At 68.2% G+C, this 23,607-nt stretch carries 22 protein-coding genes; 10 read left to right on the plus strand and 12 right to left on the minus strand.

The window, feature by feature from the left end; all coding sequences use genetic code 11:
- Nucleotides 1–105: 105 nt before the first annotated feature.
- Genes E6N53_RS12895 through E6N53_RS12905 form a run of 3 tightly spaced genes read right to left on the minus strand, consistent with a single transcriptional unit; the run spans nucleotide 106 to nucleotide 2,347 of the window.
- On the minus strand, nucleotides 106–708 hold the full coding sequence (locus E6N53_RS12895) for a DUF8130 domain-containing protein (RefSeq protein ID WP_136602978.1): 603 nt from the start codon (nucleotides 706–708) through the stop codon (nucleotides 106–108).
- Nucleotides 705–1,460, minus strand: a complete 756-nt coding sequence (locus tag E6N53_RS12900) for an ABC transporter ATP-binding protein (protein WP_142859870.1) — start codon at nucleotides 1,458–1,460, stop codon at nucleotides 705–707. Before E6N53_RS12900 ends, E6N53_RS12895 begins: the two co-directional genes overlap by 4 nt.
- Nucleotides 1,457–2,347, minus strand: a complete 891-nt coding sequence (locus E6N53_RS12905) for an ABC transporter permease (protein ID WP_142859872.1) — start codon at nucleotides 2,345–2,347, stop codon at nucleotides 1,457–1,459. Before E6N53_RS12905 ends, E6N53_RS12900 begins: the two co-directional genes overlap by 4 nt.
- A 133-nt stretch (nucleotides 2,348–2,480) precedes the next feature.
- Between E6N53_RS12905 and E6N53_RS12910 the strand changes: the two genes are divergently transcribed.
- The 4 genes from E6N53_RS12910 to E6N53_RS12925 all read left to right on the plus strand — a co-directional run bounded on the left by E6N53_RS12910 (nucleotide 2,481) and on the right by E6N53_RS12925 (nucleotide 7,306).
- Nucleotides 2,481–3,314, plus strand: a complete 834-nt coding sequence (locus E6N53_RS12910) for an ABC transporter ATP-binding protein (RefSeq protein WP_142859874.1) — start codon at nucleotides 2,481–2,483, stop codon at nucleotides 3,312–3,314.
- Nucleotides 3,311–4,933 carry a hypothetical protein gene (locus E6N53_RS12915; RefSeq protein ID WP_142859876.1) on the plus strand — a complete coding sequence of 541 codons (1,623 nt, stop codon included), beginning with the start codon at nucleotides 3,311–3,313 and terminating at the stop codon, nucleotides 4,931–4,933. The genes E6N53_RS12910 and E6N53_RS12915 overlap by 4 nt, the downstream gene beginning before the upstream one ends.
- Nucleotides 4,934–5,096: 163 nt before the next feature.
- Nucleotides 5,097–6,536: an APC family permease gene (locus tag E6N53_RS12920; RefSeq protein WP_142859879.1), complete on the plus strand. Its 1,440-nt coding sequence runs from the start codon at nucleotides 5,097–5,099 to the stop codon at nucleotides 6,534–6,536.
- Entirely contained in the window at nucleotides 6,536–7,306 is a 771-nt protein-coding gene (locus tag E6N53_RS12925; protein WP_142859881.1) for a universal stress protein, read from the plus strand. The genes E6N53_RS12920 and E6N53_RS12925 overlap by 1 nt, the downstream gene beginning before the upstream one ends.
- A gap of 27 nt (nucleotides 7,307–7,333) precedes the next feature.
- On the opposite strand, the gene E6N53_RS12930 is transcribed toward E6N53_RS12925, so the two are convergent.
- Together E6N53_RS12930 and E6N53_RS12935 are read right to left on the minus strand one after the other, a co-directional pair.
- Complete coding sequence (locus E6N53_RS12930) at nucleotides 7,334–8,563, minus strand: iron-containing alcohol dehydrogenase family protein (RefSeq protein ID WP_142859883.1); 1,230 nt, start codon at nucleotides 8,561–8,563, stop codon at nucleotides 7,334–7,336.
- 66 nt (nucleotides 8,564–8,629) lie between these two features.
- Nucleotides 8,630–9,457, minus strand: coding sequence for an alpha/beta fold hydrolase (locus E6N53_RS12935; RefSeq protein WP_142859886.1), 828 nt, complete (start codon nucleotides 9,455–9,457; stop codon nucleotides 8,630–8,632).
- Nucleotides 9,458–9,551: 94 nt separating this feature from the next.
- Between E6N53_RS12935 and E6N53_RS12940 the strand changes: the two genes are divergently transcribed.
- The gene (locus E6N53_RS12940; RefSeq protein ID WP_142859888.1) at nucleotides 9,552–11,450 is read left to right on the plus strand and encodes a CocE/NonD family hydrolase; all 1,899 of its coding nucleotides are present in this window, start codon (nucleotides 9,552–9,554) and stop codon (nucleotides 11,448–11,450) included.
- Nucleotides 11,451–11,464: 14 nt separating this feature from the next.
- Here E6N53_RS12940 and E6N53_RS12945 read toward each other — a convergent pair whose 3' ends face one another.
- Nucleotides 11,465–11,872 carry a DoxX family protein gene (locus E6N53_RS12945; protein ID WP_142859890.1) on the minus strand — a complete coding sequence of 136 codons (408 nt, stop codon included), beginning with the start codon at nucleotides 11,870–11,872 and terminating at the stop codon, nucleotides 11,465–11,467.
- Nucleotides 11,873–12,070: 198 nt separating this feature from the next.
- On the opposite strand from E6N53_RS12945, the gene E6N53_RS12950 reads away from it, so the two are divergent.
- Nucleotides 12,071–12,955, plus strand: coding sequence for a fumarylacetoacetate hydrolase family protein (locus tag E6N53_RS12950; protein WP_142859892.1), 885 nt, complete (start codon nucleotides 12,071–12,073; stop codon nucleotides 12,953–12,955).
- Between the two features lie 27 nt (nucleotides 12,956–12,982).
- Here E6N53_RS12950 and E6N53_RS12955 read toward each other — a convergent pair whose 3' ends face one another.
- Nucleotides 12,983–13,984, minus strand: a complete 1,002-nt coding sequence (locus E6N53_RS12955) for a TatD family hydrolase (protein WP_142859894.1) — start codon at nucleotides 13,982–13,984, stop codon at nucleotides 12,983–12,985.
- Nucleotides 13,985–14,124: 140 nt separating this feature from the next.
- Between E6N53_RS12955 and E6N53_RS12960 the strand changes: the two genes are divergently transcribed.
- A complete protein-coding gene (locus tag E6N53_RS12960; protein WP_142859896.1) occupies nucleotides 14,125–15,078 on the plus strand; it encodes a VOC family protein in 954 nt (317 codons plus the stop codon).
- Between the two features lie 34 nt (nucleotides 15,079–15,112).
- Here E6N53_RS12960 and E6N53_RS12965 read toward each other — a convergent pair whose 3' ends face one another.
- Complete coding sequence (locus tag E6N53_RS12965; protein ID WP_142859898.1) at nucleotides 15,113–15,931, minus strand: IclR family transcriptional regulator; 819 nt, start codon at nucleotides 15,929–15,931, stop codon at nucleotides 15,113–15,115.
- Nucleotides 15,932–17,136: 1,205 nt separating this feature from the next.
- Between E6N53_RS12965 and E6N53_RS12970 the strand changes: the two genes are divergently transcribed.
- The gene (locus E6N53_RS12970) at nucleotides 17,137–18,255 is read left to right on the plus strand and encodes an MFS transporter (RefSeq protein WP_142860432.1); all 1,119 of its coding nucleotides are present in this window, start codon (nucleotides 17,137–17,139) and stop codon (nucleotides 18,253–18,255) included.
- Between the two features lie 78 nt (nucleotides 18,256–18,333).
- Here the strand turns inward: E6N53_RS12970 and E6N53_RS12975 are convergent, their stop codons facing one another.
- A complete protein-coding gene (locus tag E6N53_RS12975) occupies nucleotides 18,334–18,558 on the minus strand; it encodes a hypothetical protein (protein WP_136602993.1) in 225 nt (74 codons plus the stop codon).
- A gap of 155 nt (nucleotides 18,559–18,713) precedes the next feature.
- Complete coding sequence (locus E6N53_RS12980; RefSeq protein ID WP_236642360.1) at nucleotides 18,714–19,550, minus strand: alpha/beta fold hydrolase; 837 nt, start codon at nucleotides 19,548–19,550, stop codon at nucleotides 18,714–18,716.
- A 183-nt stretch (nucleotides 19,551–19,733) separates the two neighbouring features.
- Here E6N53_RS12980 and E6N53_RS12985 point away from each other — a divergent pair, with 183 nt between their 5' ends.
- Complete coding sequence (locus tag E6N53_RS12985; protein WP_161596564.1) at nucleotides 19,734–20,384, plus strand: helix-turn-helix domain-containing protein; 651 nt, start codon at nucleotides 19,734–19,736, stop codon at nucleotides 20,382–20,384.
- Between the two features lie 167 nt (nucleotides 20,385–20,551).
- Here the strand turns inward: E6N53_RS12985 and E6N53_RS12990 are convergent, their stop codons facing one another.
- Entirely contained in the window at nucleotides 20,552–21,172 is a 621-nt protein-coding gene (locus E6N53_RS12990) for a GTPase (protein ID WP_142859902.1), read from the minus strand.
- Between the two features lie 351 nt (nucleotides 21,173–21,523).
- Here E6N53_RS12990 and E6N53_RS12995 point away from each other — a divergent pair, with 351 nt between their 5' ends.
- Nucleotides 21,524–21,886, plus strand: a complete 363-nt coding sequence (locus E6N53_RS12995; RefSeq protein ID WP_236642361.1) for a sensor histidine kinase — start codon at nucleotides 21,524–21,526, stop codon at nucleotides 21,884–21,886.
- A 27-nt stretch (nucleotides 21,887–21,913) separates the two neighbouring features.
- On the opposite strand, the gene E6N53_RS13000 is transcribed toward E6N53_RS12995, so the two are convergent.
- Nucleotides 21,914–23,434 carry a sensor histidine kinase gene (locus E6N53_RS13000; protein WP_142859905.1) on the minus strand — a complete coding sequence of 507 codons (1,521 nt, stop codon included), beginning with the start codon at nucleotides 23,432–23,434 and terminating at the stop codon, nucleotides 21,914–21,916.
- Nucleotides 23,435–23,607: the final 173 nt, after the last annotated feature.

Raw genomic sequence — 23,607 nt, forward strand, 5'->3', positions numbered from 1 at the left:
GGGCGAGAAACGGAGGCCGGCGGTGTGGACGACGCCGACCAGGAGCCCCACGCCGACCCACCGGAGGGAGGCGCGGACGTCGGCGGGGAAGGTGTGTGTGCAGTGTTATGAAATCTCGGGGAGCAGTCGCTTCGCTTCGAGGCGTACCCGCACCTCGGGGAGGAGCGACTGCCAGTCGTCGCCCCCGTCCTCGTCGCCGACGGCGTACTCGAGGATGGGCGGGTCGAACTCGCCGCGGACGAACTGCACGCCGGTGTCGGTGCCGCCGAGGCTGTCGCCGTGAAGTTCGTATGTCTCGCGGACCCGCTCGCCGGCGTCGAGTGTGCGGACGAGCGGCGTCGACGTGGTGCCGTAGTCGCGGCGACTCGTGGCGTCGACGTGTGGGCTCTCGGCGTATCGGGGCGTCCAGAGGATGGTACCGGCGGCGGTCACCGCATCCACGGTGTCGACGAGTTCGAGGAGGCCGAACGGCCAGATGCCCGTGTTCCGCACCCGGACGGGTGCGTCCCGCTCGTTCGTGAGCGAGAACGTGAGCCGCGCGGGGTGCTCGACGACCGCGTCGGGGTCGGTGACCGTGACCGAGAGGGCAAGCGGTGCCGGGACGTCGCCGACGGTGGCGTCGACGACCGTGTACTCCGTCGCCCCCATGCAGCCGGCCAACCCGACCAGCGACGCGCTCGCCGCACCCAGGAGGGTCCGCCGTCTCATCGGTCGGCCTCCCGAGAGAGTGCCGAGGCATCGCCGTCGGTGAGCGAGACGAATATGGACTCCATCGTCGCGTCCGGGCCGACGTCTGCCGTCTCCCGGAGGGCGTCGACGCTGCCGCTGGCGACGAGTCGACCCTCGTGGAGCACGCCGACGCGGTCACAGACGAGTTCGACCTGTCCGAGGACGTGACTGGAGAAGAACACCGTCGCCCCGCGGTCGTGCTCCGCGTGGACGATCTCGCGGACGGTCCGGACGCCGTGGGGGTCGAGCCCGGTGAACGGCTCGTCGAGGACGAGCAGGTCGGGCGAGCCGACGAGCGCCATCGCGAGGGCGAGCCGTTGCTCCATCCCCTGTGAGAAGGTCTCGACCGGCTGAGACCGCGCGTCGCCGAGGCCGACGCGGGAGAGGACCGACGCGGGGTCGTCGTCGGCCCCCTTCGTGTCGATGACGAACGCGAGATGCTGTGTCGCGGTGAGCCCCGGGTAGAGACCGTACCGGTCGGGGAGGACGCCGAGTCGGTCGTGGACCGCCACGACGTCCGCCCGTGGGTCGCGACCGAAGACCCGCACCCGGCCGCTGGTCGGGCGGACGTAGTCGAGGAGCAAGCCGATGGTCGTCGACTTCCCGGCACCGTTGGGGCCGAGGAGACCGAACACCTCCCCGCGGTCGACGACGAGGTCGAGGGCGTCGACGACGGCGGTCTGCCCGTACCGCTTCGTGAGGCGCTCGGCGCGGACGGCGGGCGCGCTCACACCACGTCACCCCGAACGAACCGAGAGCGAGCAACGGCGAGCGGCACGACGAGCCACCCGAGGAGGACGACGAGCCCGAGCGACTCGTGGAGATACCACGGGACCGCGCCGGACGGGAACGTCGCCTCGACGACGAACGCGTTCGTCGAGACGTTCGGTCGGAGCTGTGTCAGGACCTGACTGTACAGTTCGGCGGCGTTGCCGACCCCGAGGAGCCAGTTGGTGACGACGTGGTACGCACCCCCCGGAGAGAGACGGAGGAGGACGAACAGCGGTCCCGACGCCGGCGGGTTGAACGCGTCGACGGGGACGCCGGTCACGCGGGTGAAGACGCCCGTGACGAGCGGCGTCCAAAAGAGCACGAACGGGAGGAAGACCCCGCCGAAGACCGCGCCGGCCGCGGTCACCGTCCGGTCGGCGAGCGCGGAGATGGCGACCGCGACCGAGACCAGCGCGCAGACGTAGACGAGCGTCACGGCGACGACGCCGACGAACAGGAGGGGGTCGAAGACGCCGTGGTCGAGCAGTCCGATGACACCGAGCGCGGCGAAGGCGACACAGAGCGGCCCGGCGAGGCCCGCCGTTCGCCCCACGACCTTCCCCACGAGCACGTCCGTCCGCGTCAGCGGGAGGCTGAGGACGAACCGGAGGCTGTTCGAGGACCGTTCGCCGACGACAGCCTGGTAGCTCAACAGAAGCACGCCGAGCGGGAGGAGGGCGGTCGCGGCGGTCTGTACGTAACCGACGGTCATGTTCGCGCCGAGTGCGTCCCAGCCGACGTAGCTGGGGCGATACCCCCAGCCGACGAGGAGGACGGCGAGCAGCCAGACGCCCTTCGACGTCGCCACTGCTCGGCACTCTTTGCGTGCAAGCGGGGACCAGCGCATCGAGTCCACGCTCACGTGTCAGGTGTTTAGCCGTTGTGGCTGGTCCGGGCGGCCGCCGAGAGCTCACCGGCGTCCCCGTGTCGTGGGCGGTCGAAAGCTATACCAAACAGTTGTGAAAACGACAGTACCACCGATGCCCTCCACCTCGTCTGCCGTCGCCGTCGAGGCGACGGACCTCCGAAAGACGTACGGCTCCGACGTCGCCCTCGACGGACTCTCGCTGTCGATTCCGCACGGGACGGTCTACGGCTTTCTCGGCCCGAACGGCGCGGGGAAGACGACCACGATGCGGCTGTTGACCGGCCTGTCGGACGCGACCACCGGCGAGGTCAGCGTCTGCGGTGTCCCCGTCGACGACCGCCGGCAACTCGTCGCGCGCGTCGGCTACCTCCCCGAGACGCCGCCGCTGTACGAGGAGTTCAGCGCCCGTGAGCAACTCGACTACGTCGCCGACCTTCGCGACATCCCGCCCGAGACGGCGACCTCCCGAATCGACGCGTTCCTCGACCGCTTCGACCTCGCCGCCGACGCCGGAAAGCGCATCAGCACCTACTCGAAGGGGATGCGGCAGAAGACGGCGTTCGTCCAGAGCGTCCTCCACGACCCGGACGTCCTCTTCTTGGACGAGCCGACGAGCGGCCTCGACCCGCGCGCGGCCCGCGAGATACGCGAGTCCATCGCGGAGTTCGCCGACGCGGGGACGACCGTGTTCCTCTCGACACACATCCTCCCGGTCGTCGAGGCCGTCGCCGACGAGGTGGGCGTGCTCTTCGAGGGACGCCTCGTCGCGGAAGGGACGCCCGACGAACTGCGGTCGCGCGCGGAGACGGGCGCGGGGACGCTCGAGGACGCGTTCCTCGCGGTCACCAGCGGTGACGGCGCCGCCGCGACCGCGACGTCCGGTGAGTCCGGAGCCGACCGCGACACCGACCACGACCGTGACCACGAGTCTGGGCGGGGCGAATGACGCTCGCCCGCGACGTGCGACACGGGCTTCGCATCTGCCGGGCGGAGTTCGTCAGGAGCGTCAGAGGATATCTGCGCGACGGCCGACGCGTGCTCGGGCTCGTCCTCCTCGCGCTGTTCTTCGGCGGCAGTCTCCTGTTCACGCTCCCGGGCGTCTTCCTCGTCGGGCAGCGCGTCCGCACCGCCGCGGCGATTCCGTTCCTCGACCAGGTCGCCGTCGCGCTCCCCGTCGGACTCGCGCTCGTCGCCGTCGTGCGGACGCTCGAACGCATCGGCGGGGCCGAGGCCGAAGCCCTCCTCCTGACGACGGTCCACCCCAGGGCCGTCGTGGTCGGCCTCGTCACGGCCGAGCTGTCGCGACTGGCGCTGTGGTTCGGACTGCCCATCGCCGCCGTCGCCGGCGCGTTCGCGTTCGGCGTGGGCGCGCCGACGCTCCTCCTGACGGCCGGGCTCGTCGTCGTTCCACTCGTCTGTTCGACGGCGGTCTGGGGCTACGCGGCCGGGCTCGGCCTCCTCCGGGTGTTCCGTCGGCTCCCGACCCTTCGACGCGTGCTCAAGCTGGGCGGCATCGCGGCGCTGGTCGGTGCCGTCGTCGGCTCACAGTTCGTCGGCCAGTACCTCGTCACCGAGGGGTTGGCGCTCGGTCGGGGGCTGTCCGTCGTCGGCGTCGGCCCGCTGACGGCGTACGTCAGTCTGGCGTTCGTCGGGACGCCGCTCGCACGGCCCATCGACCCGAGTGCGCTCGGCGTGCTCGTCGTGAGTCTCGCGCTCACGCCGGTCGGTGTCGTCGCCGCCGAACGGCAGGCGGTCGCCCTCTGGTTCACCGACGGTGTGACCCGCCGGAGCACGGAGTCGCCGGACGCAGGGGGAGACACGGGACGGTTCAGCCCGCCGCGACCCTACGCGTGGACGAAAGCCGGCCGCGTCGCGTGGGGGTTCGTCCTCCGGGCCGTCCGACAGCCACAGCAGCTCGTCCACCTGCTCGTCGTCGTGTTCTTCCTCGGCCCCTTCGGCGGACTGTTGCAGAGTTCGAGCGGCGATGGGCTCCTGGCGGTAATCGCGGGGCTCGGCGTCGTGCTCGGGGCGTACGTCTCGGGGGCGGCGTTCGGGCTGAACCCGCTCGGCGACGACCGCCCGCAACTCCCGCTGGTGTTGCTCACCCGGACCGACCCGGCGACGTACCTCCGGGGGCGGGTCGGTGCGGGCCTCACCATCGGCCTCCCGTTCGCCGTCCTCGTTCCGGTCGGGGCGCTCGCGGCGAGCGCCACACCCCGCTACGGGGTCGCGTTCGCCGTCGCCGGCGTCGGGTGGTGTGTCGCCAGCGCGCTCCTCGCGCTCGGCCTCGGCTGTGCCTACCCCATCTACGAGGAGCGCGAGATGTGGGGGGTCGAGACCGTCTCGCCGTCGATGCTCGTCACGATGGCGTACGCGGCCGTCGTCGTGTTCGGGACGGGCATCGGCCTCGTCGTCCTCTGGTACTTCGTGACGGGACACCTCGCGCCGACGGGCCTCGCACTCGCCGGCGTCACGCTGTACCTCCTCGCGACGCTGGGGGTGCCGGCGGTGTCGTACGGATACGCGACGCGACGATACCGTCGACACACGCTCGACTCGTCGTAGCGGCTGGGCCGCGATTCGTCGGGAAACAGACGCGCCGGAATCGACTGGCAAGTATTTCAGAAGTGATTACTCGTGACTTTACGCCGTGGGCTCGGGAAGAGCGCGGCCCCTCCGGGTGGGCGGTATCTTTATCCGGGTGACAGGAGCAGTCGAGACACACTCGATGGAGGGGGCAGAAACCGACAGCCGCGTCGAGGGGGCGAACCGGGCCGGAGAGACGCCGGAGCAGGTGGTCGAACCGACGGCGACCACCGACGAGACCTCCGTCACCGAACAGGGGACCGAACTCGAACGCTCTATCGGTCTCGTCGGTGGCCTCTCCATCGGCGTCGGGACGATGATCGGCGCGGGTATCTTCGTCTTCCCCGGGTTGGCCGCCGGACGGGCCGGCGCTGCGGCGGCCGGGTCGTTCGCCATCGGAGCCCTCATCGCCTTGCTCGTCGCACTGCCGACGTCCGAGTTGGCGACGGCGATGCCGCGCTCCGGCGGGGGCTACTACTTCATCTCCCGCTCGCTCGGCGCGCTTCCGGGGGCCGTCGTCGGACTCAGCATCTGGCTCGGACTGGTGTTCGCGACCGCGTTCTACCTGGTCGGGTTCGGCAACTACGCGGCGGCCGTCCTCGCCGAAGCCGGGGTCGAACTGGGTGGGGCCACCGTGGTCGTCCCGCTCGCGCTGGTGTTCGGAGTGTTCCTCACGGCGTTGAACCTCCTCGGAACCGAGAACGCGGCCACGGTGCAGAAGTACGTCGTCGGGGTGTTACTGAGCATCCTGGTGGTCTTTCTGGGGTACGGCAGCCTCGACGCGGTTGGCATCTTCGGGGGCGTCAGAACCCCCGAGCCGTTCCTGCGGTTCGGGCTCGCGCCGGTGTTCACGACCGCCGCGCTCGTCTTCACCTCCTATCTCGGGTTCGCACAGGTGGCGACCGTCGCGGGCGACATCAAACAGCCGGGGCGGAACCTCCCGCTGGCGATGGTCGGGTCGGTCCTCGTCGTCGGCGTCCTGTACGTCGCGACGGTGTTCGTCACGACCAGCGCCTTCGGCAGTGCGACGCTGTCGGAACTCGGCGAGACGGCCATCGTCGAGGTCGCACGCGCCTTCGGCGGGCGAGTCGGGGCGGTCGCCATCCTCCTCGCGGGGCTACTCGCGACCGTCTCCAGCGCGAACGCCTCCATCCTCTCGACCTCGCGGGCGGTGTTCGCGGTGAGCAAAGACGCCATCTTGCCCCGGGCGGCCAGCCGGATGAACCTCAGATACGGGACGCCGCACGTGGCGCTCGCGATGGGCGGCGGTCCCGTGTTGGTGCTGGTCGCGCTCGGGCGCGTCGAAGTGCTCGCGGAGGTCGCCTCCTTCTTGCACCTCGTCATGTACGGACTCATCTGCGTGGCGCTCATCGTCCTCCGGCGGAACGAGCCGGAGTGGTACGACCCCGACTTCCGAGTGCCGGCACACCGACTCGTCGCCGGACTCGGCGCGCTCGCCAGCTTCGGCCTCATCACGTTCATGCAGTTCACCTCACAGCTCATCGGCGTCGCGGTCATGCTCGTATCCGCCGGCTGGTACGTCTACTACGCGAACGACGTCTCGCTCAAGGGGGCCCTGTGATGACTGACACCGACACGACACCCGACCTCTCGATCCGTGAACCGCCGAAGGTACTGATTCCGGTCCGCGTCTTAGAGGGACAGGCGGTCCCGGAACCGCTGGTCGACTTCCTCGCCCCTTCGGACGTGGTCGTCCTCGGCTACCACGTCCTGCCCGAGCAGACGCCGACGGAGCAGGCGAGCATGCAGTTCGAAGACCGCGCCCGAACGGCCGTCGAGGACATCGCCGAGCGCTTCGCGGCGGCCGGCCGGAGAGTGGAGACACGCGTCGTCTTCACCCACGACAGAGACCAGACCGTCGAGCGGGTCGCGAGCGAGGTGGACGCGACGGCGCTGTTGCTGCCGAACCCCACCGGGCAGATCGAAGACGTCCTCGTGGCGGTTCGCGGCGCAATCGACGTCAGTCGGCTCGCGGACCTCGTGGCGACCCTCTGTGCGTCGCGGGGGAATCACGTGAGCGTGACCGTCTGGGGGCTCGCGCACGACGCCGCCGACTTCGACGCCGAGGCCGCGGCCGACCGCGTGTACGAGACGCTCCAGACCCGGGGGCTCCCCACGGGCCAACTCACCGTGGAGACGAGCACCGCGGAGCGGCCGGTGGTCGATATCGTCGACCGGTCCGACGAGTTCGACGTCATCGTGATGGGCGAGGGCGGGCAGTCGCTGTTGTCGGTGCTGTTCGGCGACGACGCCGAACGGGTGGCCGAAGGCGCGGTCGCGCCGGTCCTGGTCGTCCGCGCCCGGCCGGTCGCGGACGACCCGAGTGGTTAGAATCGAGTAATTACTTGTGAAGTTAGGTCACCACGCCGCCTCGAGGACCTCGACGATTTCGTCCTCACTCGGGTCGACCCCGGCGGGCGTGAGCGTCATGAAGCCGTCCTCGTGGATGACCGCGGCAATCGACTCGAAGTCCGTACGGGCGAGGCCGTCGACCTCGCGGAGCCGCGTCGGGAGGCCCAGGTCGTCGCGGACGGCCGCGACAGCGTCGATGACGCCCGCGGCGAGTTCGTCGTCCGTCGCGCCCGCGCCGTCGAGGCCGAACCCCCGTGCCAGGAGGTCGCGCCGACCGTGGGCGTGGTCGAACACGAGTCCGAGCACGTGTGGCGCGAGGATGCCGTGGACGGTCCCCTGATGGACGTCGTAGTCGTGTGAGAAGCCGTGGCCGAACGCGTGGATGATCGAGGCCCGGTAGGCGTCGGGCGTCGAGAGGCCGTACTGCGCGAGGACGACCCCGGAGACGGCCTCGTACAGTCGCTCGTCGTCCATCTCCTCGGACGGGAGCGTCTCGAACCCCGACTGCATCAGCGTCAGCGCCCGCATCGCGGTGGCGTCGGTCACCGGCGTGTTCGAAGGCGAGTACAGACACTCGACGGCCTTGTCGAAGCCGTTCATCGCCGAGGCGCACAGAACCGATTTCGGGGTGGTATCGAACAGCGCTAGGTCGTAACAGAGCGCGGTCGGCATGAGCCGTCGGTCGCTGAGCGAGCCGCTCGGCACCTCGTGGTCCGGCCGCGCGCCGGGCGTAAGGGTGAGGTTGACGCCCGCGACGATCGAGAGGTCCGCCCCGGCGAGCGTCGTCGGGACAGCGACGATGGGGACCGCGTCACCGTCGTCGGCGACGGGGACGGTCCTCGTGTCGAGAGCGCGTTCGGCCGCGGTGTCGAGGTCGGGATGGCTACAGAGCGCGCTCACCACCTTCGCGGTGTCGAGGCTGCTCCCGCTGCCGACGGCGACGAGCGCTTCGATGCCTTCGTCGCGGAGACGGTGGGCGGCATCGAGCCCCGTCTTGAGGCACTTCTGTGGACTGGTCTCGGCGAACACACCTGCGAGTCGGTCGCCGAGGCCGGCCTCGACGGGGTCCATCACCCGGTGGTTCGACCCCACGTTCGTCCCGGTGACGACGAGTGCGCTGTCGAGGTCGTGTCGGGCGAGGACCTCGTCGAGGTCGGCGACGCAGCCGCGACCGCAACGGAGTTCCCCGGGCGCGTAGTCGAACCGGAACTGTCGGGCGGACGCTGGAGTTGACATACACCCTGTACCGGCGTCTCTCACATAAGCCCAACCCCGACCCCGGTGTCGCGGCGGCACGTTCGACTATCCGAGGCCGGCGACGAACGCGCGGAGTTCTCGGTTGAATCGCTCGGGCCGTTCCCAGAAGGGCGCGTGCCCGCTGTCGGGATACGTCGAACACGTCGCGTTCGGGAGCAGCCGTTCGGCCTCACGGGCCGCGTCGACCGAGACGACAGCGTCGTGGACGCCGTGGCTGAGGAGCGTCTGTGCGGAGAGCGAGTCGAGGAGGTCGAGGTACGAGACGGTCCGGTCACGCATCCCGTCACGGGCGGCCGGCGGGACGACGACGTTCCACCCGAGCATTCGATAGCGGTCCGCGGGGGCCAACTCCGTGTGGATGCACAGATCGACCAGCCGTTCGAGCGCCGCCACGCTCGTCTCGACGTCCGTCGAAACGATGTCGGGGAAGAGGTCGACGTATCCCGGGGTGAGCCAGTCGTTCGTCCGTTCGGTACCGATACCGCAGACGATGCCGACGAGATTCAACCCGGCCACGCGGTCGGTCCCGTAGTGAGCGAGATAGTCGAGCGTGACGAGCGAGCCGTACGACCAGCCGACGATGACGACGTCGTCGAGTCCCAGCGTGTCACAGACGGCGTCGACGTCGTCGGCCCACACTCGGGCGTCGTTGTACGCGTCCCCCGCAGGCGGCTTCTCCGAGGAGCCGTGACCGCGGAGGTCCATCGCGACGAGGCGGAACTCGCCGGCGAGGTCGGCGTCGAGTTGCGCCTCCCACGAGAGATGGCTCTGGGAGTAACCGTGGACGAAAAGGACGGGACGGGCGTCTCGCGGTCCCGTCTCGACGACGTGCAGATTGGGGTCGTCGTCGCGGGCGACGGTGTGTTCGCGCATACCGCTCCTTGCGCCCGGAGTGACGTGACTGTTGGGCCGCCCACACCGCGCCACGGGGGCGACACTTTATATGTCGGGGCGGAATCTGGTCGGCATGGCTTCGGCACCGGAGTACGACGTTCACGCTGCGTTCGACGTGATGGTCGAGATGCGCGACGGGGTTCGGCTGGCGACGGATATCTACCGACCCGCGGACCCCGGGACGGGCGAGGTAGTCGACGAGCCGTTGCCCGCGCTGCTCGACCGGACCCCCTACGACAAGCGAAGCAACCTCGAGCGACACGGCGAGTGGTTCGCCTCGCGGGGCTACGTCGTCGCCATCCAGGACGTGCGGGGGCGGTTCGAGAGCGAAGGCGACTTCTTCATCTTCGTCGACGAGGCCGAAGACGGCTACGACACCGTCGAGTGGCTGGCCGAGCAGCCGTACTGCGACGGGCAGGTTGGCACGCTCGGGACGTCGTACGGCGCGTGGGTCCAGTCGGCGCTGGCGACACAGGACCCCCCGCATCTCGAGGCGATGTTCGTCAACCAGGGCGCTTCGAACGGGTGGGAGGCGACGTTCCGGCACAACGGGGCCTTCGAACTCCGGTGGCTCTGCTGGGCGTTCGTCCACGGCGCCGGCTTCGGGGCGGAGTCGCTCGCCGACCTCGAGACACAGGCACACTTCGCGAACGTCGACACGCGCGACGTACTCGCGAACGGGCCGCTCCGTCGGGGGCAGTCGCCGCTCCGACGCGCACCGTCGTACGAACGGTGGCTGTTCGACGTCATGACCACCGAGGGGGACTCGGAGCTGTGGGACGAACCCGGCCTCGACTTCGCGGCGCACTACGACGCGTCGGCCGACGTGCCGACGGTGTACGCGGGCGGCTGGTACGACTCCTACGCGAAGGCGACGTGTGACGCCTTCGAGGCGCTGAACGCGCAGAAAGAGAGCGACCACTTCCTCCTCGTGGGGCCGTGGACGCACGGCTGGGAGTCGTATCCGCTCCCGTCGTGGTCCTCCCCGCACGCCGGCGAGGTCGCCTTCGGCGACGACTGTCTCCTCGAGTATCAACAGCTTCGCCTCCGCTTTTTCGACCACTACCTGAAGGGGAAGGCGACGTGGGCCGACCAGCCGACGGTCCAGTACTGGCGCATGGGCGGCGGCGACGGCCGTAAGACGGGGGCGGGTCGACTGTTCCACGGCGGCGAGTGGACGACAGCGGAGGAGTGGCCGCCGTCGGGAACCACCCTCACGAGCTACTACGCACACCCCGACGGGACGCTCCGAACGGAGCGGCCGAGCATCCCCGAGGGATCCGAAGACGCCTCGACGACGTATCGGTTCGACCCGACCGACCCCGTACCCACGCTCGGCGGCAACTGCTCGTCGTACTCGGCGTTCGAACAGCGGTCGGAGACGCTCGTGCAGTATCCGCTCGCGGAGCGAGAGACCGTGAACATCACCGGGAGCGGCGGGTACGACCAGCGGACGCGACCGGAGACGTTCGGGGCCACAGAACCGTACAGTCCAGTGGAAGAGCGCGATGACGTGCTCGTCTTCCGGACGCCGCCGCTCGACCGCCCGGTCGAGGTCGTCGGCCCCATCCGCGTTCGAGTGTACGGCGAGACCGACGCGCCCGACACCGACTTCACGGCGATGCTCCTCGACGAATACCCCCCCTCGGAAGCGTTCCCGAACGGCTTCGCGCTGAACCTCTCCGACTCCATCTGTCGGGCGCGCTACCGTGGCTATCGGCGGGAACCCGACCCGATCACTCCCGGCGAAGTGTACGCGTTCGACATGGAGCCGTATCCGACAGCCACCGTGTTCGAGAGGGGGCATTCGATCCGTCTTGACGTGTCCTCGTCGAACTTCCCCCGGTACGACGTCAACCGCAACACGGGCGAACTGTACGGCGGGCGGGCGTACCGCGTGGCGCACAACACGGTCCACCACAGCCACGCCCACCCGACCCACGTCGAGTTACCCGTCCAACCGGTCGAATAAGGGACGCGGCCGCATCAGAACAGGCCGACGTTGACGGCGTACGCCCACGGCTCGCTCGCCGACGCGAGGAGGACGAGAGCCCCGCCGAGCAGGCCGACGTTCTTGAGGAAGTGGTTGAACTCGTTCTGTCGGTCCTCGTCGGAGGCCGCCCAGAAATCGTGCATCTTGGGCGAGGAGACGAGGAGGAACACGGCGATGGCGCCGACAGAGACGACGGGGAACGCCCCGAGGATGATGCCGAGGCCCCCGAGCAGCATCATCACGCCGGAGGCGACGACCATGAACCCGGCCGCAGGGACGCCCTTGAACTCCGCGTAGCCCGTCACGGCCTCGTTGTTCGCGAAATGGTTGTACCCGTTGTACAGGAACAGGAGACCGAAAAGGACGCGCCCGAGCAGCAGGAACTCTCCTTCGAGCGCCATCAGCGACCCTCCCGTGAGAGGGCGAGCGAGACGCTGTACTGACCGCTGGGATACGTGTTCGAGTGCATCATCGTATCAGTCACGACCCACGACGAAAACGGTTTCTATCACCGGGGCGACGCGGGACGGTGTCGGTCGGACACACCCCCGTACACACCAGCGGGGATTATATACGAGCGACCGATACTGGTTCTCACGATGCGCTTAGGACAGTTCAGTGCGACAGCGGACGGCCCAGCGTGGTGTGGTGCGGTCGTCGACGATTCGGTGGTGAACCTCTCGGTCGCCGGTGAGGCGGCGGGTGTCTCGCTTCCCGAGGAAACGGCGGCGGTACTCGGCCAGTGGAACTGGGAGGAGAAGGTCTCGATGGCTGTCGAGTACGCCACGGAGCACGGCGTCGGTGTCGAGGCACGCGACGATCTCGTCCAGCACGAACCGGTCTCGAACCCCCAGAAGATCGTCTGCGTCGGGCTGAACTACATCGACCACGCCGAGGAGAGCGGCCAGGACGTCCCCGAGGAGCCGATGCTGTTCTCGAAGTTCCCGACGTGTGTCAACGGCCCCGGCGGCGCGATCACATGGGACCCCGAGTACACCGAGCAGGTCGACTACGAGGCCGAACTCGTGCTCGTCGTCGGCCGAGAGGCACGCGACGTCGACGCCGACGACGCCCGCGACTACATCGCCGGCCTCACCGTCGGAAACGACGTCTCCGCGCGCGACCTCCAGTTGAGCGACGAGCAGTGGGTCCGCGGGAAGAGTCTGGACACCTTCGCGCCCATCGGGCCGGAGCTCGTCACGCTGGACGAGGTCGACGACCCTCACGACCTCGACGTCTGGACGGAACTGGACGGCGAGCGCCTGCAGGACTCGTCGACGTCGAACCTCATCTTCGGCATCGACGAGCTCGTCGCGTTCTGTAGCCGAGCGTTCACCCTCGAACCGGGCGACCTCGTCTTCACCGGGACGCCGCCCGGCGTCGGCGTCTTCCGCGACCCGAAGGTCCTCCTCAACGACGGCGACGAGATCACCGTCGGCGTCGAGGGCGTAGGCGAACTGACCAACGTCTGTCGACACCGCTAGTGCGGTCGGGCCTGGGTCGCCCCGGGCTCAGTCGTCGAGCCCGAAGACCCGCATCGGGTTCTCCAGCACCACTTTTCGGATCGCGTCCACGTCGATACCGAGCCGGTAGAGCTCGAAGATGGCCTTCTTGACCGAGAAGACGTCCGTCCGGAGGATGTTCGCACAGTCGGTGTCCATCATCACCCGGTCGGGGCCGTACTCGCGAATCGCGTCCGCGACGTCGGTGGCGTCGACGCCCGTCAGCCACGGGTACCCCACAGTGAAGCTGACGTGGCAGTCGGTCTCACCGAGCAGGTAGTCGACGTTGTTCGGGTCGGCGTGAGAGGCGACGACCCGCTCCTCGGGAAGCCCGGCGGCGGCGGCCGCGGCGACGTCGATCTTCACCGCCTCCAGCGCGGGGTTCTCTCCCGTGAGGACCGGCTCCCGTGCGAGCGAGACGTTGCTCTCGAAGCCGGGGAGGCCGACGCCGTCGCGGTAGCGCGGACCGTCGTCGATGTCGTTCGGGGTGTGGAGGATGACGGGAAGGTCGTGGTCGGCGGCGAGTTCCATCTGCGCCTGGACGACCGCCCGCTGTTCGTCGAGCGCCCACGCCTCCGCGTGCTGTGCAGGGGTGACGCCCGTCTCGCCGAGGGCGACGACGTCGTCCAGTCGGCAGTACTCGGCCATCGCCGCCAACAGGTCGTCGGGGTCTTCGATTCGGACGCCCGTGTGGATACCGAGCGCCAGGTTGGTCTCGAAGAAGTGCTGGCGCTCGATAGCGCGCTTGCGGTTGATGACGTCGTCCCACAGGTAGCGGATATCCTCGCACCGGACCGGCTTGTACGGCGTCCAGTGATAGCCCGAGGCGACCATCACCATCGACCGACAACCGGCGACGGCGTATCGTTCGCGGTCGGCGAACGAGAGGGTGTGCGCGTGGTTGTGACAGTCGACCCACGGGAGCGTGAGCAGCGACGTGGGCGGGTCGAACGACGCGTCGTCGAGATACGCCTCGTCTGTCGGGCGACGGGTGGGGTAGTTCGAGGACATACTGCACGCACAGGCCACGAGAACTTGAACGTTCACCCTCCAGCGCACGTGCCGTCCGGTTCGGACAGGGCGACGGGACGTTGTACTCAAAAAACAAAACTATTTTTAGTGAGTCACCCAAGTGCACGTTGTAGTATACCATGCCAGACGTAAACGGTATCCACCACGTGACGGCGTTCTGTGACGATCCGCAGGAGAACTACGACTTCTTCACGAACGTGCTCGGACTGCGCTTCGTCAAGCGAACCGTCCGCTTCGACGTGCCGGAGAAGATCTATCACCTCTACTACGGCGACGAGATGGGCACCCCCGGAACCGTCATCACCTACTTCCCGATGACGAACATGCCGATGGAGGAGGGGATGGTCGGCAAGGGGATGATGAGCGCCGTCGGACTGACGATTCCCGCGGGGTCCGTCGGCTACTGGACGGACCGGTTCGAGGACCACGACGTTGAGTACACCGTCGAAGAGCGATTCGGCGAGACGGTCGTCGGCTTCACCGACCCCGACGGGCTCCCGTACGAACTCGTCACGGGTGAGTCCGACATCGAGCCGTGGGACGGTGGCGACGTGCCCGCCGAACACGGGATCAGAGGGATGTACAACGTGACGCTCCACTCGTCGGACCCCGCGGGGACGATGGACGTCCTCGAGACGCTCGGCTGGGACCGCATCGGCGAGGCGACGCATCCACAGGCCGGCGACCGCATTCGGTACGAGGCACCGGAAGGTGGCCCGTGCGCGCGGAAGGTCGACGTCCTCATCCGCCCGAACGCGCCGACCGGCGTCATGGGCATCGGGACGTACCTCCACGTCGCGTTCCAGGTCGAGAACGACTGGGAGCAAGACCGCGTGAGCGACATCCTCCGGGAGAACGGTTACATCACCACCTCGACGAAGGACCGCGACTACTTCCACTCGCGGTACATCACCGAGCCCGGCGGAGCCGTCTTCGAGTTCGCGACGATGGGGCCCGGCTTCACCCTGGACCAAGAGCCCGCGGAGTTCGGCGAGGAGTTGAAGGTTCCCGACTGGCTCGACGTCGACGTCGAACGCATCGAGGAGATGCTCCCGCCGCTAAAGACGAACTGAGCCGCCACCGAGGGCGCGACTCGCCCCGGCGTGGCTACTCGCGCGGGCAGAACTTCCCGACCGGACCGTGCGAGTGAGTGATGTTCAGTTCGAGTTCGGTGACGACGCTCGATAACAGGTCGACGAGTTCGCCCTCGATGCGGTCGTCACTCATCCGGTGTCGCGGACCGGCAACCGAACACGCGCCGACGACTGTGTCGTCCGGGGCGAGCGGGACGGCGACGGCGACGACGCCGCTGGTGCTCTCTTCTCTGTTGACGGCGAAGCCGCGTTCACGAACGGTTTCCAGCTCCGCGAACAGCTCCGCCTCGTCGGTGATGGTGTTCTCCGTCGCGCTCGGGAGCCCCTCGGACGCGACGATCGATTCGGCCTCCGAGGGAGGGAGGTGTGCGAGGAGCGTCTTCCCTCCCGCGGTCTGATGGAGGTGGAGCCGCCGACCCAGCCGGGTCCGCGTGAAGACGCCCTGCGTCCCGTTCTCGCGGAACAGCGTGATGACCCGACCCTTCTCTCGAATCGCGAAGTGTGCGACCTCGCCGGTCTCGTCGGCCAGCTCTCGCATCTGTGGTTTGATCAGCTCCGACCCGACGTACCGCGACCGGAGCCACCCGCCGTAGTCCAGAAAGCGGAAGCCGAGGTGGTAGTCGTTCCCCTCTTTCACAACGAGGTCGTGCGCCGTGAGCGTCGTGAGGTGTTTGTACACCGCTCCCTTCGAGAGCCCCGTCCGGTCGACGACGTCCGTCACGCGACCCCCACCCATCTCCCGGAGGGCCTCGACGATCGTGAGCGACGTCTCGACTGCTTTGACTCCCCCAGTCGACGGGGAGTCCGTCCGGGTGTCGGCGTCTTCGGTCATGAACACACCTACGAACGCTCGTCGGTAAGTAATTTACTCCTGAGAAACGAAATGTCTTATTCGTTTCTTACTCGTAGAATATACGGAGGTGAACGACTGACACCGAGGGGGGTGTCGGTCGTGGACCACGTCGCGAACGAACCGGCATCGCCGACGTGTGTGCGTGACACGGTCAGCTCCGAATCCCGAGAGCGAAGCCAACGGAGACACTCCAGCCGAAGCGGGTCGTCGGACAGCGTCTTGACGAGTCGACCGCGGCGTCCAGGGGTGGGTTTCTATCGATAGAATCACAGAGACGAACGCGTTGGCGCATTTTTATTCGAACTAGTCTATTCAATTCCGATTTTATTAGAGAGAAACACGAGTTTCGACCGAGGTGCGCCAAGATTCGTGTTAACTGAGCTACTGGAGACGGTACTCACCGTACAACGCTGTCGAGTCACCTGGTCAGCGAGCGACTCTCCCGCGGGGGCGAGACGAGCAGCCGCTCACGACGAACGACATGGCGGTCGGGGGGCGAGAAGGACCAGTCTGAATTACACTGCTATTGCTGTAATATCTTAGTTCTGCTGGGAGGACGAACATCGGACGAGCTGGACGTGACGAATAAAAATAATTGTATAAAATGGAGACGTGAGACACGCGTTGTCTCGAACCACGGAGGGTCGTGGCTGCACAGCGAACGTGTGGAGTCGAGGGAGCCGCGTGATGGATGTCGGGGTGGACATCGTTATGACAATGGCACGGATACAAAACCTAGAAGGGACGATATAGCGTGTTTTCAGTGCCTCATCGTGAAGAAACACGGAGCGGCGTGGGGAGGGAAAACTCACATTCGAGCGAGCGGCCGACGGTTCGTCGGCGAGTGAGTCATGTCGGCAAGAAAACTGCTGATTCGGGGCGTCACGCGTCTAGAATCGACCATCGACGCAACAGGAGAGCGGCGACGTGAGAGGTCACACGTGCTTCGAGGAGAGTGGCACTCAAAGCGTGGCCGCGACGCCGATTCGTGTCCCGAGTCCACAGAGACGAACACGACGAGCGGGTGCGCGAGAGTACAAGAAAAAATATTTTAAGTGCTATCGCCGACGGCAGCGGGAGATATACAGACTCAAACGCCCGCCCACCCGAGCGAGCGTGTGGAGCGTCACACCCGAGCGTCGAGGTCGAGCGAGGAACGCCTGACCGGTGGGCAGGCCGGCCGACTGCTCATGACGCTCTCTGTCGGCTGGGCGGTCCTCCAGGCCGGTCGGTTCGTCCTCTCGCCGCTCCTCCCGACCATCATCACCGACCTCGGAATCACGGAGGCGACGGCGGGGCTCGCGTTCACGGCGCTCGGGGGCGTCTACGCGGTCGCACAGTATCCGAGCGGACGGCTCTCGGACCGGTGGACGCGGACCACCCTCATCGTCCCTGGGCTCGGAGTCCTCGTCGGGGGCTTCCTCCTCTACGGGGTGGCCGCGTCGTACCTCCTCTTCGTCGTCGCGTGTGTCGTCGTCGGCCTCGGCAAGGGGCTCTTCGCCATCCCCTCGCGGGCGCTGGTGTCGGACCGCTACGTCGAGCGGCGCGGGCGGGCGCTGGGTGTGTTTGCCGCTGGCACCGACGTCGGCGGCCTCCTCGCCTCTGGCGTCGCGGTGGTCGTCCTGTCGTCGGCGACGTGGCACGCGCCGTTCGTTCCCATCGCCGTCGCGCTCGGCCTCGTGACCCTGCTGTTCGTGCGGTGGACCGACGAGCCGTATCGGGTCGAGCGCACCGACCTCGAACTCGCGACGACGGTCCGGCGGCTCGTCGCCTCCAGCGGCCAGCGCCGGACGCTCGTCGCGTACGCCCTGTTTTATTTCATGGTCGGCGGCTTCATCACCTTCTTCCCGACGTATCTCGCGGGGGCGAAGGGGTTCTCCGCGAGCCTCGCCTCGGTGGCGTTCGCCGTCGTCTTCGCCGTCGGATTCGGTGTCAAGCCCCTCGCGGGCGACCTCTCGGATCGCTTCCGACGGCAGGACGTCGCCGCCGCCGGACTCGGCGTGGCGGCGCTGGCGCTCGTGACGCTCGTCTTCGTCGAGTCCACCGTCCTGACCTGGGTGACCACGCTCGTCCTCGCCATCGGCTACAAGACGCAGTTCCCGCTCGCGGACGCCATCGTGATGGACGCAGCACCCGACGGCGGGATGGGTGCGGACCTCGGCGCGGCGCGAGCGCTCTTCCTCGCGGCGAGCGCCGTCGGCCCCGCCTACGTCGGTATCGTCGCGACGTACGCGGGCTACGCCGTCGCGTTCGGGAGCCTCGCGGGGTGTCTCCTCGTGGCGGCGCTGCTCGTGTGGCGGTGAGGACGAGACGGCCGGCGGGAGGTGCTCCGGCGAGCGGTGCTTCGACGAGCGGCGCTTCAGTGGGGTGACCCGCCCCGGTCAGTGGGTCAGCGGGTGCCACTCCGTCTCGCCCTTCTCGCGCTCGAGCCGACAGCCGTCGCCACACTGCGGACAGGTGAAGAGTCGGTACTCGACGTGCGGGCTGAACAGCCCGCCCGTCCGTCGCGTCCCGGAGATGAACAGCTCCATCTCGGCCCCACAGTCGCACAGAGGAGCGCCGTGTTCCCCCAGTTCGACCTCCTCCGAGGTGTGAATCTGGGCCATATGGTACTAGACAACACATATCATATATAATTCCGACGCCCCTGCCGGCCGACGGCCACGAGGACCGCGGGTCGACGTCGTGAGGTGCGAGGTGTGAGGAGTGCGAGGTACGAGAAGCGAGGTTCGAGCGGGCGAACGTGCGAGAATCGCGACTCTTACTCGGCCGCGTGCTCGTCGCCGACGAGCCACCGCAGGGCGTCGACACGGCAGTCGAGGAGGGTCCCGAGGTGGTCGGCAGGGAGCGTCCGGAGCGTCCCGTCCACCGCGCGGACGGCTTCCGCGACAGGTTCGAGCGGGGCGTTCTCGTCCCGTGTCCCGTGCCACGCACGGAGCGACACGTCGGGGAGCGACGCGACGCGGTTCGTCGCGAACAGCCGGTTCTCGCGGGCGGGGGCTCGCGCCCTCTGACGGAGCGCCTCGTCGAACTCCACGCCGACCGCCTCGGCGACGCCGTCGGTGACGTCTCGGTCGGTGTACTGGCCGACGACGAGGTCCGGGCCCGCGACGGCGGCGAGCACGGCCGAGACGCCGAAGACGAGCCGGAGGGCGAACGGCACCCGCGCGAGCGTCGCGAGGCCGCCCTCGAACGGTGGGACGACGGTCCCGACGAGACCGACCCGCGTCACCCGGTCGCTTCGGGCGGCCGCGAGCGCGAAGGGCCCGCCGCCGGAGAACCCGAGCGTCGAGACGGTGTCGAGCGACTCGGCGTCGAGCAGCGCCGTACAGTCCGCTCGCCAGTCCGCCCAGTCCCAGCCGGTCGGTGGCGGCGACGACTGCCCGTAGCCGGGGCGGTCGGGGACGACGAGGCGTGCGCCGACCGCGTGGGCGGTGTCGGCCAGAAGCGCCGCGAACAGCCGAGAGCCGGGCGTCCCGTGGTGGACGAGCACCGGAGCGCCGGTCGGGTCGCCGGCGACGGCGTACGCGAGCGTTCGGTCGTCGGGGAGCCGGTGCGTCTCCGTCGTCAGCGACGCGTGCGGGCTGGTGGAGGGCACGACGTGTCGGCGTCCGTCCACCGGCATCATAACGGCTGTGTCTCGCGCTGGGCTGCGGAGGCTTGTCGACGTGGTGCCGTCTCCGACCACCTCCGGGAAACAGCCGCCGCAGGCTGCCGTCACGGGGAAGGGCGGGACGAGATGGGCGACTCGGTTAAGCGGTCTCGTCGCCTCTCAGACGGTGTGCTCATCGTGGAACTCACCCTGCACTCACCCGTCTTTGTCGGGACGTTCGAGCGATGTCCCGAGGCCGAACTAACGGTCGACTCGCAGAACCTCCTCGAAGACGGGACGATACAGATGCTCGTCTGGGTCGTCGGTCCCGCTCTCGACGCGTTCGAGACAGCGCTGGACGACGACTGGACCATCCGCGAGTACCACCAGCTGGCGGTCGAGTCCGGCCGCGCCCTCTACCGCGTGCGGTTCAGCGACGGCGCGGCCGAGTTCTCGGTCCACCACCGCTGGATCGAACTCGGCGGGCGACTCCTCGACGCAGTCGGCACGGACGAGGGATGGGAGCTCCGGATGCGGTTCCCCAGCAGGGACGCGGTGCAGGCGTTCTACGAGGCGTGTGGCGAACGAGGCGTCGACACGGAGATACGAGCGTTGTACGCGGCACTCGACGACACCGGCAACGGGTTCGGGCTGACCGAGAAACAGCGTGATGCGCTCACGCTCGCGTTCGAGGAGGGATACTTCGACGTCCCCAGACGCGTGAACCTGACGGAACTCGCCGCACACGTCGACGTCTCGCGGCAGTCGTTCTCGCGGCGACTCACTCGCGGTCTGCACACCCTCGTCGAGAACACGGTCGCCGACGCGACGGACTCTTAAACGGAGTGCATGCGAAACCCGCCATCTCATCACCGTCCGTCGGCACCGTTCGAACGTGGTGGGAGCGGGGGGAGACGAGTCCACTACGTTTCAGCCGGCTGTCGCCGCCCGCCTGCACGGCGGGGAGCGACACCCGGACACACCCGGCCGGGGTGGCCGCGACGGTCTCAGCCGAACCGCTTCGCGAGTGCCGCGTAGAGCGCGTCGGTGTTCTCGCCGGTGAGTCCCGAGACGGGGACGACGTCGTGTCGGGGGAACGCGTCGGCCACGGCCTCGGCGTCGGCGTCGGCGTGGTCGACTTTGTTCGCGACCAGGACCACGGGGAGCCCCTGGTTCTCGACGATACCGAGAAGCATGTCGTTGACCTGGGCGCGTGGGTCCTGCGTCGCGTCGAGGACGTAGACGACGCCACCGACCTCCTCGCGGAGGGTTCGCATCGACTCGCCGATGCCACGGGTCGCACCGCGGGCGCGTGCCTGTGCCGCCTCGTCGTCGAGGCCGTGGTCGAAGAAGGCGGCGTGGTCGACCTCCGTCGCGACGCCAGGCGTGTCGACCACGCTGACGGTGACGCTCCCCTCCTCGTGGTCGATCTCGATTCCCTCGGCGCGCTGTGCGCGCTGGGTCTCGTGGGGGACCTCGCTCGCCTCGCCGACGGTGACGTCGGCCCAGTCGGTGGCGATACAGTTCGCGAGCGTCGTCTTCCCGGCGTTCGGCGGCCCGTACAGTCCGATGACCGCCGGTGCCGAGTCCGGAAACAGGAAGGATTTGAGTCGTGTGAGGATGCCCATCGTCTGTCGTGTCGCGTCCAGAACGCGTGTCCGTCAGTAGCGCCCACCGGTACTTGAACATCCGTCAGACGCACGAACGACGCACGGGGAGCCCGGACGACCCCGGTCGTGTCATTCGGGTTCACCGAACGTTATCATCGCGTGTGAACAACGCACGATACGAGTGGAGAGGACTCGTCCGGACAGGTCCTCGCACGCCTGACGCGCTCGAACGCGTCAGGGACGGGGTCGTCGCGCTGGACACGGACTTCGTGTGTCCGTACGTCAACGACGCTGCCGCGGCGTTTTTCGGTCGGCCACGAGCGGACCACCTGGAAACGAGCGTCTGAGAGGTGCTGGGGGACGGTGGACGTGGCGGAGGCGACCCTCGACATCGAAGACGAGTTCACGCTCCACGGCGACAGGGACCGACTCGGACACGTCTTCGAGAACCTGTTCAGCAACAGCGTCGAACACGGTGGGCCGACCGTGACCGTCCGCGTCGGCCGCCTGGGTGACGACGGCATCTACGTCGCCGACGACGGCCCCAGCATCCCCACAGCGGAGCGTGCGACCGTGTTCGAGCCGGGACACGAGTCGTCGGCCGGGGGGACGGGATTCGGGCTGACCATCGTCCGCCGTATCGTCGAAGCCCACGGGTGGACGGTCACGGCGACGGAGAGCGACACGGGAGGTGCGCGCTTCGAGTTCACGGGCGTCGACGTCCGCTCGTGACGAACCCGAAACCGCGAGCGAGCCGAGTCACCCGCCCGTGGCGCGAGTCACACCGGTGAACTCGAACCGGGCACCGCCGTCGGCGCTGTCGGTGAGCGTCACGTCCCAGCCGTGGACGGTGGCGATGCGCTCGACGATGTCGAGGCCGAGCCCCGTCCCCTCACGCCGTGACGAGTAGCCGCTCTCGAACACGTGGTCGCGTTCGTCGGGCGGAACGCCGGGGCCGTCGTCGGCGACGAAGAAGCCCTCGTCGAGGTCGCCGACGGTGACGGTGAGGGGGACGCTGGCCTGGTCGCTCGTGGTGCCGTGCTCGACCGCGTTCCGAAAGAGGTTCTCCAGCAGCTGCTGGAGACGCGTCTCGTCGGCGCGAACGACGGCCGCCGTCTCGACGCAGAGCGTGGCGTGAGACGTCGGAACCGTCTCCCAACAGCGTGTCGCGAGCATGCCGAGGTCGACCGCCGTCGTCTCGCCGAGTTCCATCCCCGCGCGGGCGAGGACGAGGAGGTCGGCGACGAGCGTGTCCATGCGGTCGATCGCGCGGCGGCACCGGTCGAACTGTTCGGGCTCGCCCGTCTCCTCGGCGAGGTCGAGCGAGCCCTGCATGACGTTCAGCGGGTTGCGAAGGTCGTGAGAGACCATCGACGCGAACCGGTCCAGTGTCTCGTTCTGTCGCTGGAGGCGCTCACTGGCCGACTGCCGCTGGAGTTCGTAGCTGACCCACCGGCTCATCAGGTCGATAAGTGTCACCTCCCACTCGGAGAACTGTACGCTGTCGGGCGTCGTCCCGTACACACAGAGCGTCCCGTACACCTCGTCGTCGACGAAGACGGGCGCGCCCAGATACCGACTGATTCCCCACTCCGTGTAACCGGCCCGCTCGGCCCCGCCGGGGACGTCACGGGCGACGTCGCTGGCGACGAGCGTCTCGGCCCTCGTGGCGACGAGTTCGCAGTTCGTCGCGGAGACGGGGACGACGTCGCCGGCCTCGATGGCGTCGTCGTCCGCACTCACCACCTCGAAGTGGTACGCCTCGCCACGAATCCGCGAGAGCGTCCCGTACTCGGCCCCGAGGACCGCGCGTCCGAGTTCGAGCAGCGCCTCGACCTGCTCGGTGAAGGGGCAGTCGCGGTCGGCGATGATCTCGTGCATCGCACGCAGCGTCTGCTCGCGGCGGTGCAGCCGCTCGCGCTCTCGTCGTTCCTCGGTGAAGTCGCGACCGATTCCCGCGAACCCGATGGGGACGCCCCGCTCGTCCGTCAGCTTCGACACGCTGAACTCGTAGGGGATCCGTTCGCCGTCGGCAGTGAGGAGCGCCGCTTCGACGGTCGCCTCGCCCGTCTCGAGAACCTCCTGAATCGCACGCTCGACGGCCTCGACGTCGGTTCCCTCGAAGAACTCGGCCGGTGTCATCGAACGGAGTTCGGCGTCGGTGTATCCGGTTACCTCGACGGCGGCCTCGTTCCACTCGACGAGCCGGCTGTCCGCGTCGAAGACGAAGAAGAGGTCCGTGAGCACGTCGAGGAGCGAGCGGGTCGTCGCAACACTCATCGTAGCGCTCCGTGCGGCCGCGCGTCACCGGAGCCAGGGCGTTCCGCGTGCACAGTGCCGTGGGTACGAGTGCCGCGCATATATATGCTCCAGTACACCTCACGCGCGGCCGTACGGTGTCGCGACGGAGACAGGGGAGACCACGCCACCGACGCGGGGACGGCTGCATCGTC

Source organism: Salinigranum halophilum, assembly GCF_007004735.1.
In the GTDB taxonomy this organism is placed as follows: domain Archaea; phylum Halobacteriota; class Halobacteria; order Halobacteriales; family Haloferacaceae; genus Salinigranum; species Salinigranum halophilum.

Coding starts and splice junctions, on each gene's coding strand:
- E6N53_RS12910 (WP_142859874.1), top strand. CDS start 2,481: ATGCCCTCCACCTCGTCTGCCGTCGCCGTCGAGGCGACGGACCTCCGA.
- E6N53_RS12990 (WP_142859902.1), bottom strand. CDS start 21,172: ATGGGCATCCTCACACGACTCAAATCCTTCCTGTTTCCGGACTCGGCA.
- E6N53_RS12905 (WP_142859872.1), bottom strand. CDS start 2,347: ATGCGCTGGTCCCCGCTTGCACGCAAAGAGTGCCGAGCAGTGGCGACG.
- E6N53_RS13000 (WP_142859905.1), bottom strand. CDS start 23,434: ATGAGTGTTGCGACGACCCGCTCGCTCCTCGACGTGCTCACGGACCTC.
- E6N53_RS12960 (WP_142859896.1), top strand. CDS start 14,125: ATGCCAGACGTAAACGGTATCCACCACGTGACGGCGTTCTGTGACGAT.
- E6N53_RS12920 (WP_142859879.1), top strand. CDS start 5,097: ATGGAGGGGGCAGAAACCGACAGCCGCGTCGAGGGGGCGAACCGGGCC.
- E6N53_RS12930 (WP_142859883.1), bottom strand. CDS start 8,563: ATGTCAACTCCAGCGTCCGCCCGACAGTTCCGGTTCGACTACGCGCCC.
- E6N53_RS12895 (WP_136602978.1), bottom strand. CDS start 708: ATGAGACGGCGGACCCTCCTGGGTGCGGCGAGCGCGTCGCTGGTCGGG.
- E6N53_RS12935 (WP_142859886.1), bottom strand. CDS start 9,457: ATGCGCGAACACACCGTCGCCCGCGACGACGACCCCAATCTGCACGTC.
- E6N53_RS12925 (WP_142859881.1), top strand. CDS start 6,536: ATGACTGACACCGACACGACACCCGACCTCTCGATCCGTGAACCGCCG.
- E6N53_RS12975 (WP_136602993.1), bottom strand. CDS start 18,558: ATGGCCCAGATTCACACCTCGGAGGAGGTCGAACTGGGGGAACACGGC.
- E6N53_RS12915 (WP_142859876.1), top strand. CDS start 3,311: ATGACGCTCGCCCGCGACGTGCGACACGGGCTTCGCATCTGCCGGGCG.
- E6N53_RS12940 (WP_142859888.1), top strand. CDS start 9,552: ATGGCTTCGGCACCGGAGTACGACGTTCACGCTGCGTTCGACGTGATG.
- E6N53_RS12945 (WP_142859890.1), bottom strand. CDS start 11,872: ATGGCGCTCGAAGGAGAGTTCCTGCTGCTCGGGCGCGTCCTTTTCGGT.
- E6N53_RS12950 (WP_142859892.1), top strand. CDS start 12,071: ATGCGCTTAGGACAGTTCAGTGCGACAGCGGACGGCCCAGCGTGGTGT.
- E6N53_RS12955 (WP_142859894.1), bottom strand. CDS start 13,984: ATGTCCTCGAACTACCCCACCCGTCGCCCGACAGACGAGGCGTATCTC.
- E6N53_RS12965 (WP_142859898.1), bottom strand. CDS start 15,931: ATGACCGAAGACGCCGACACCCGGACGGACTCCCCGTCGACTGGGGGA.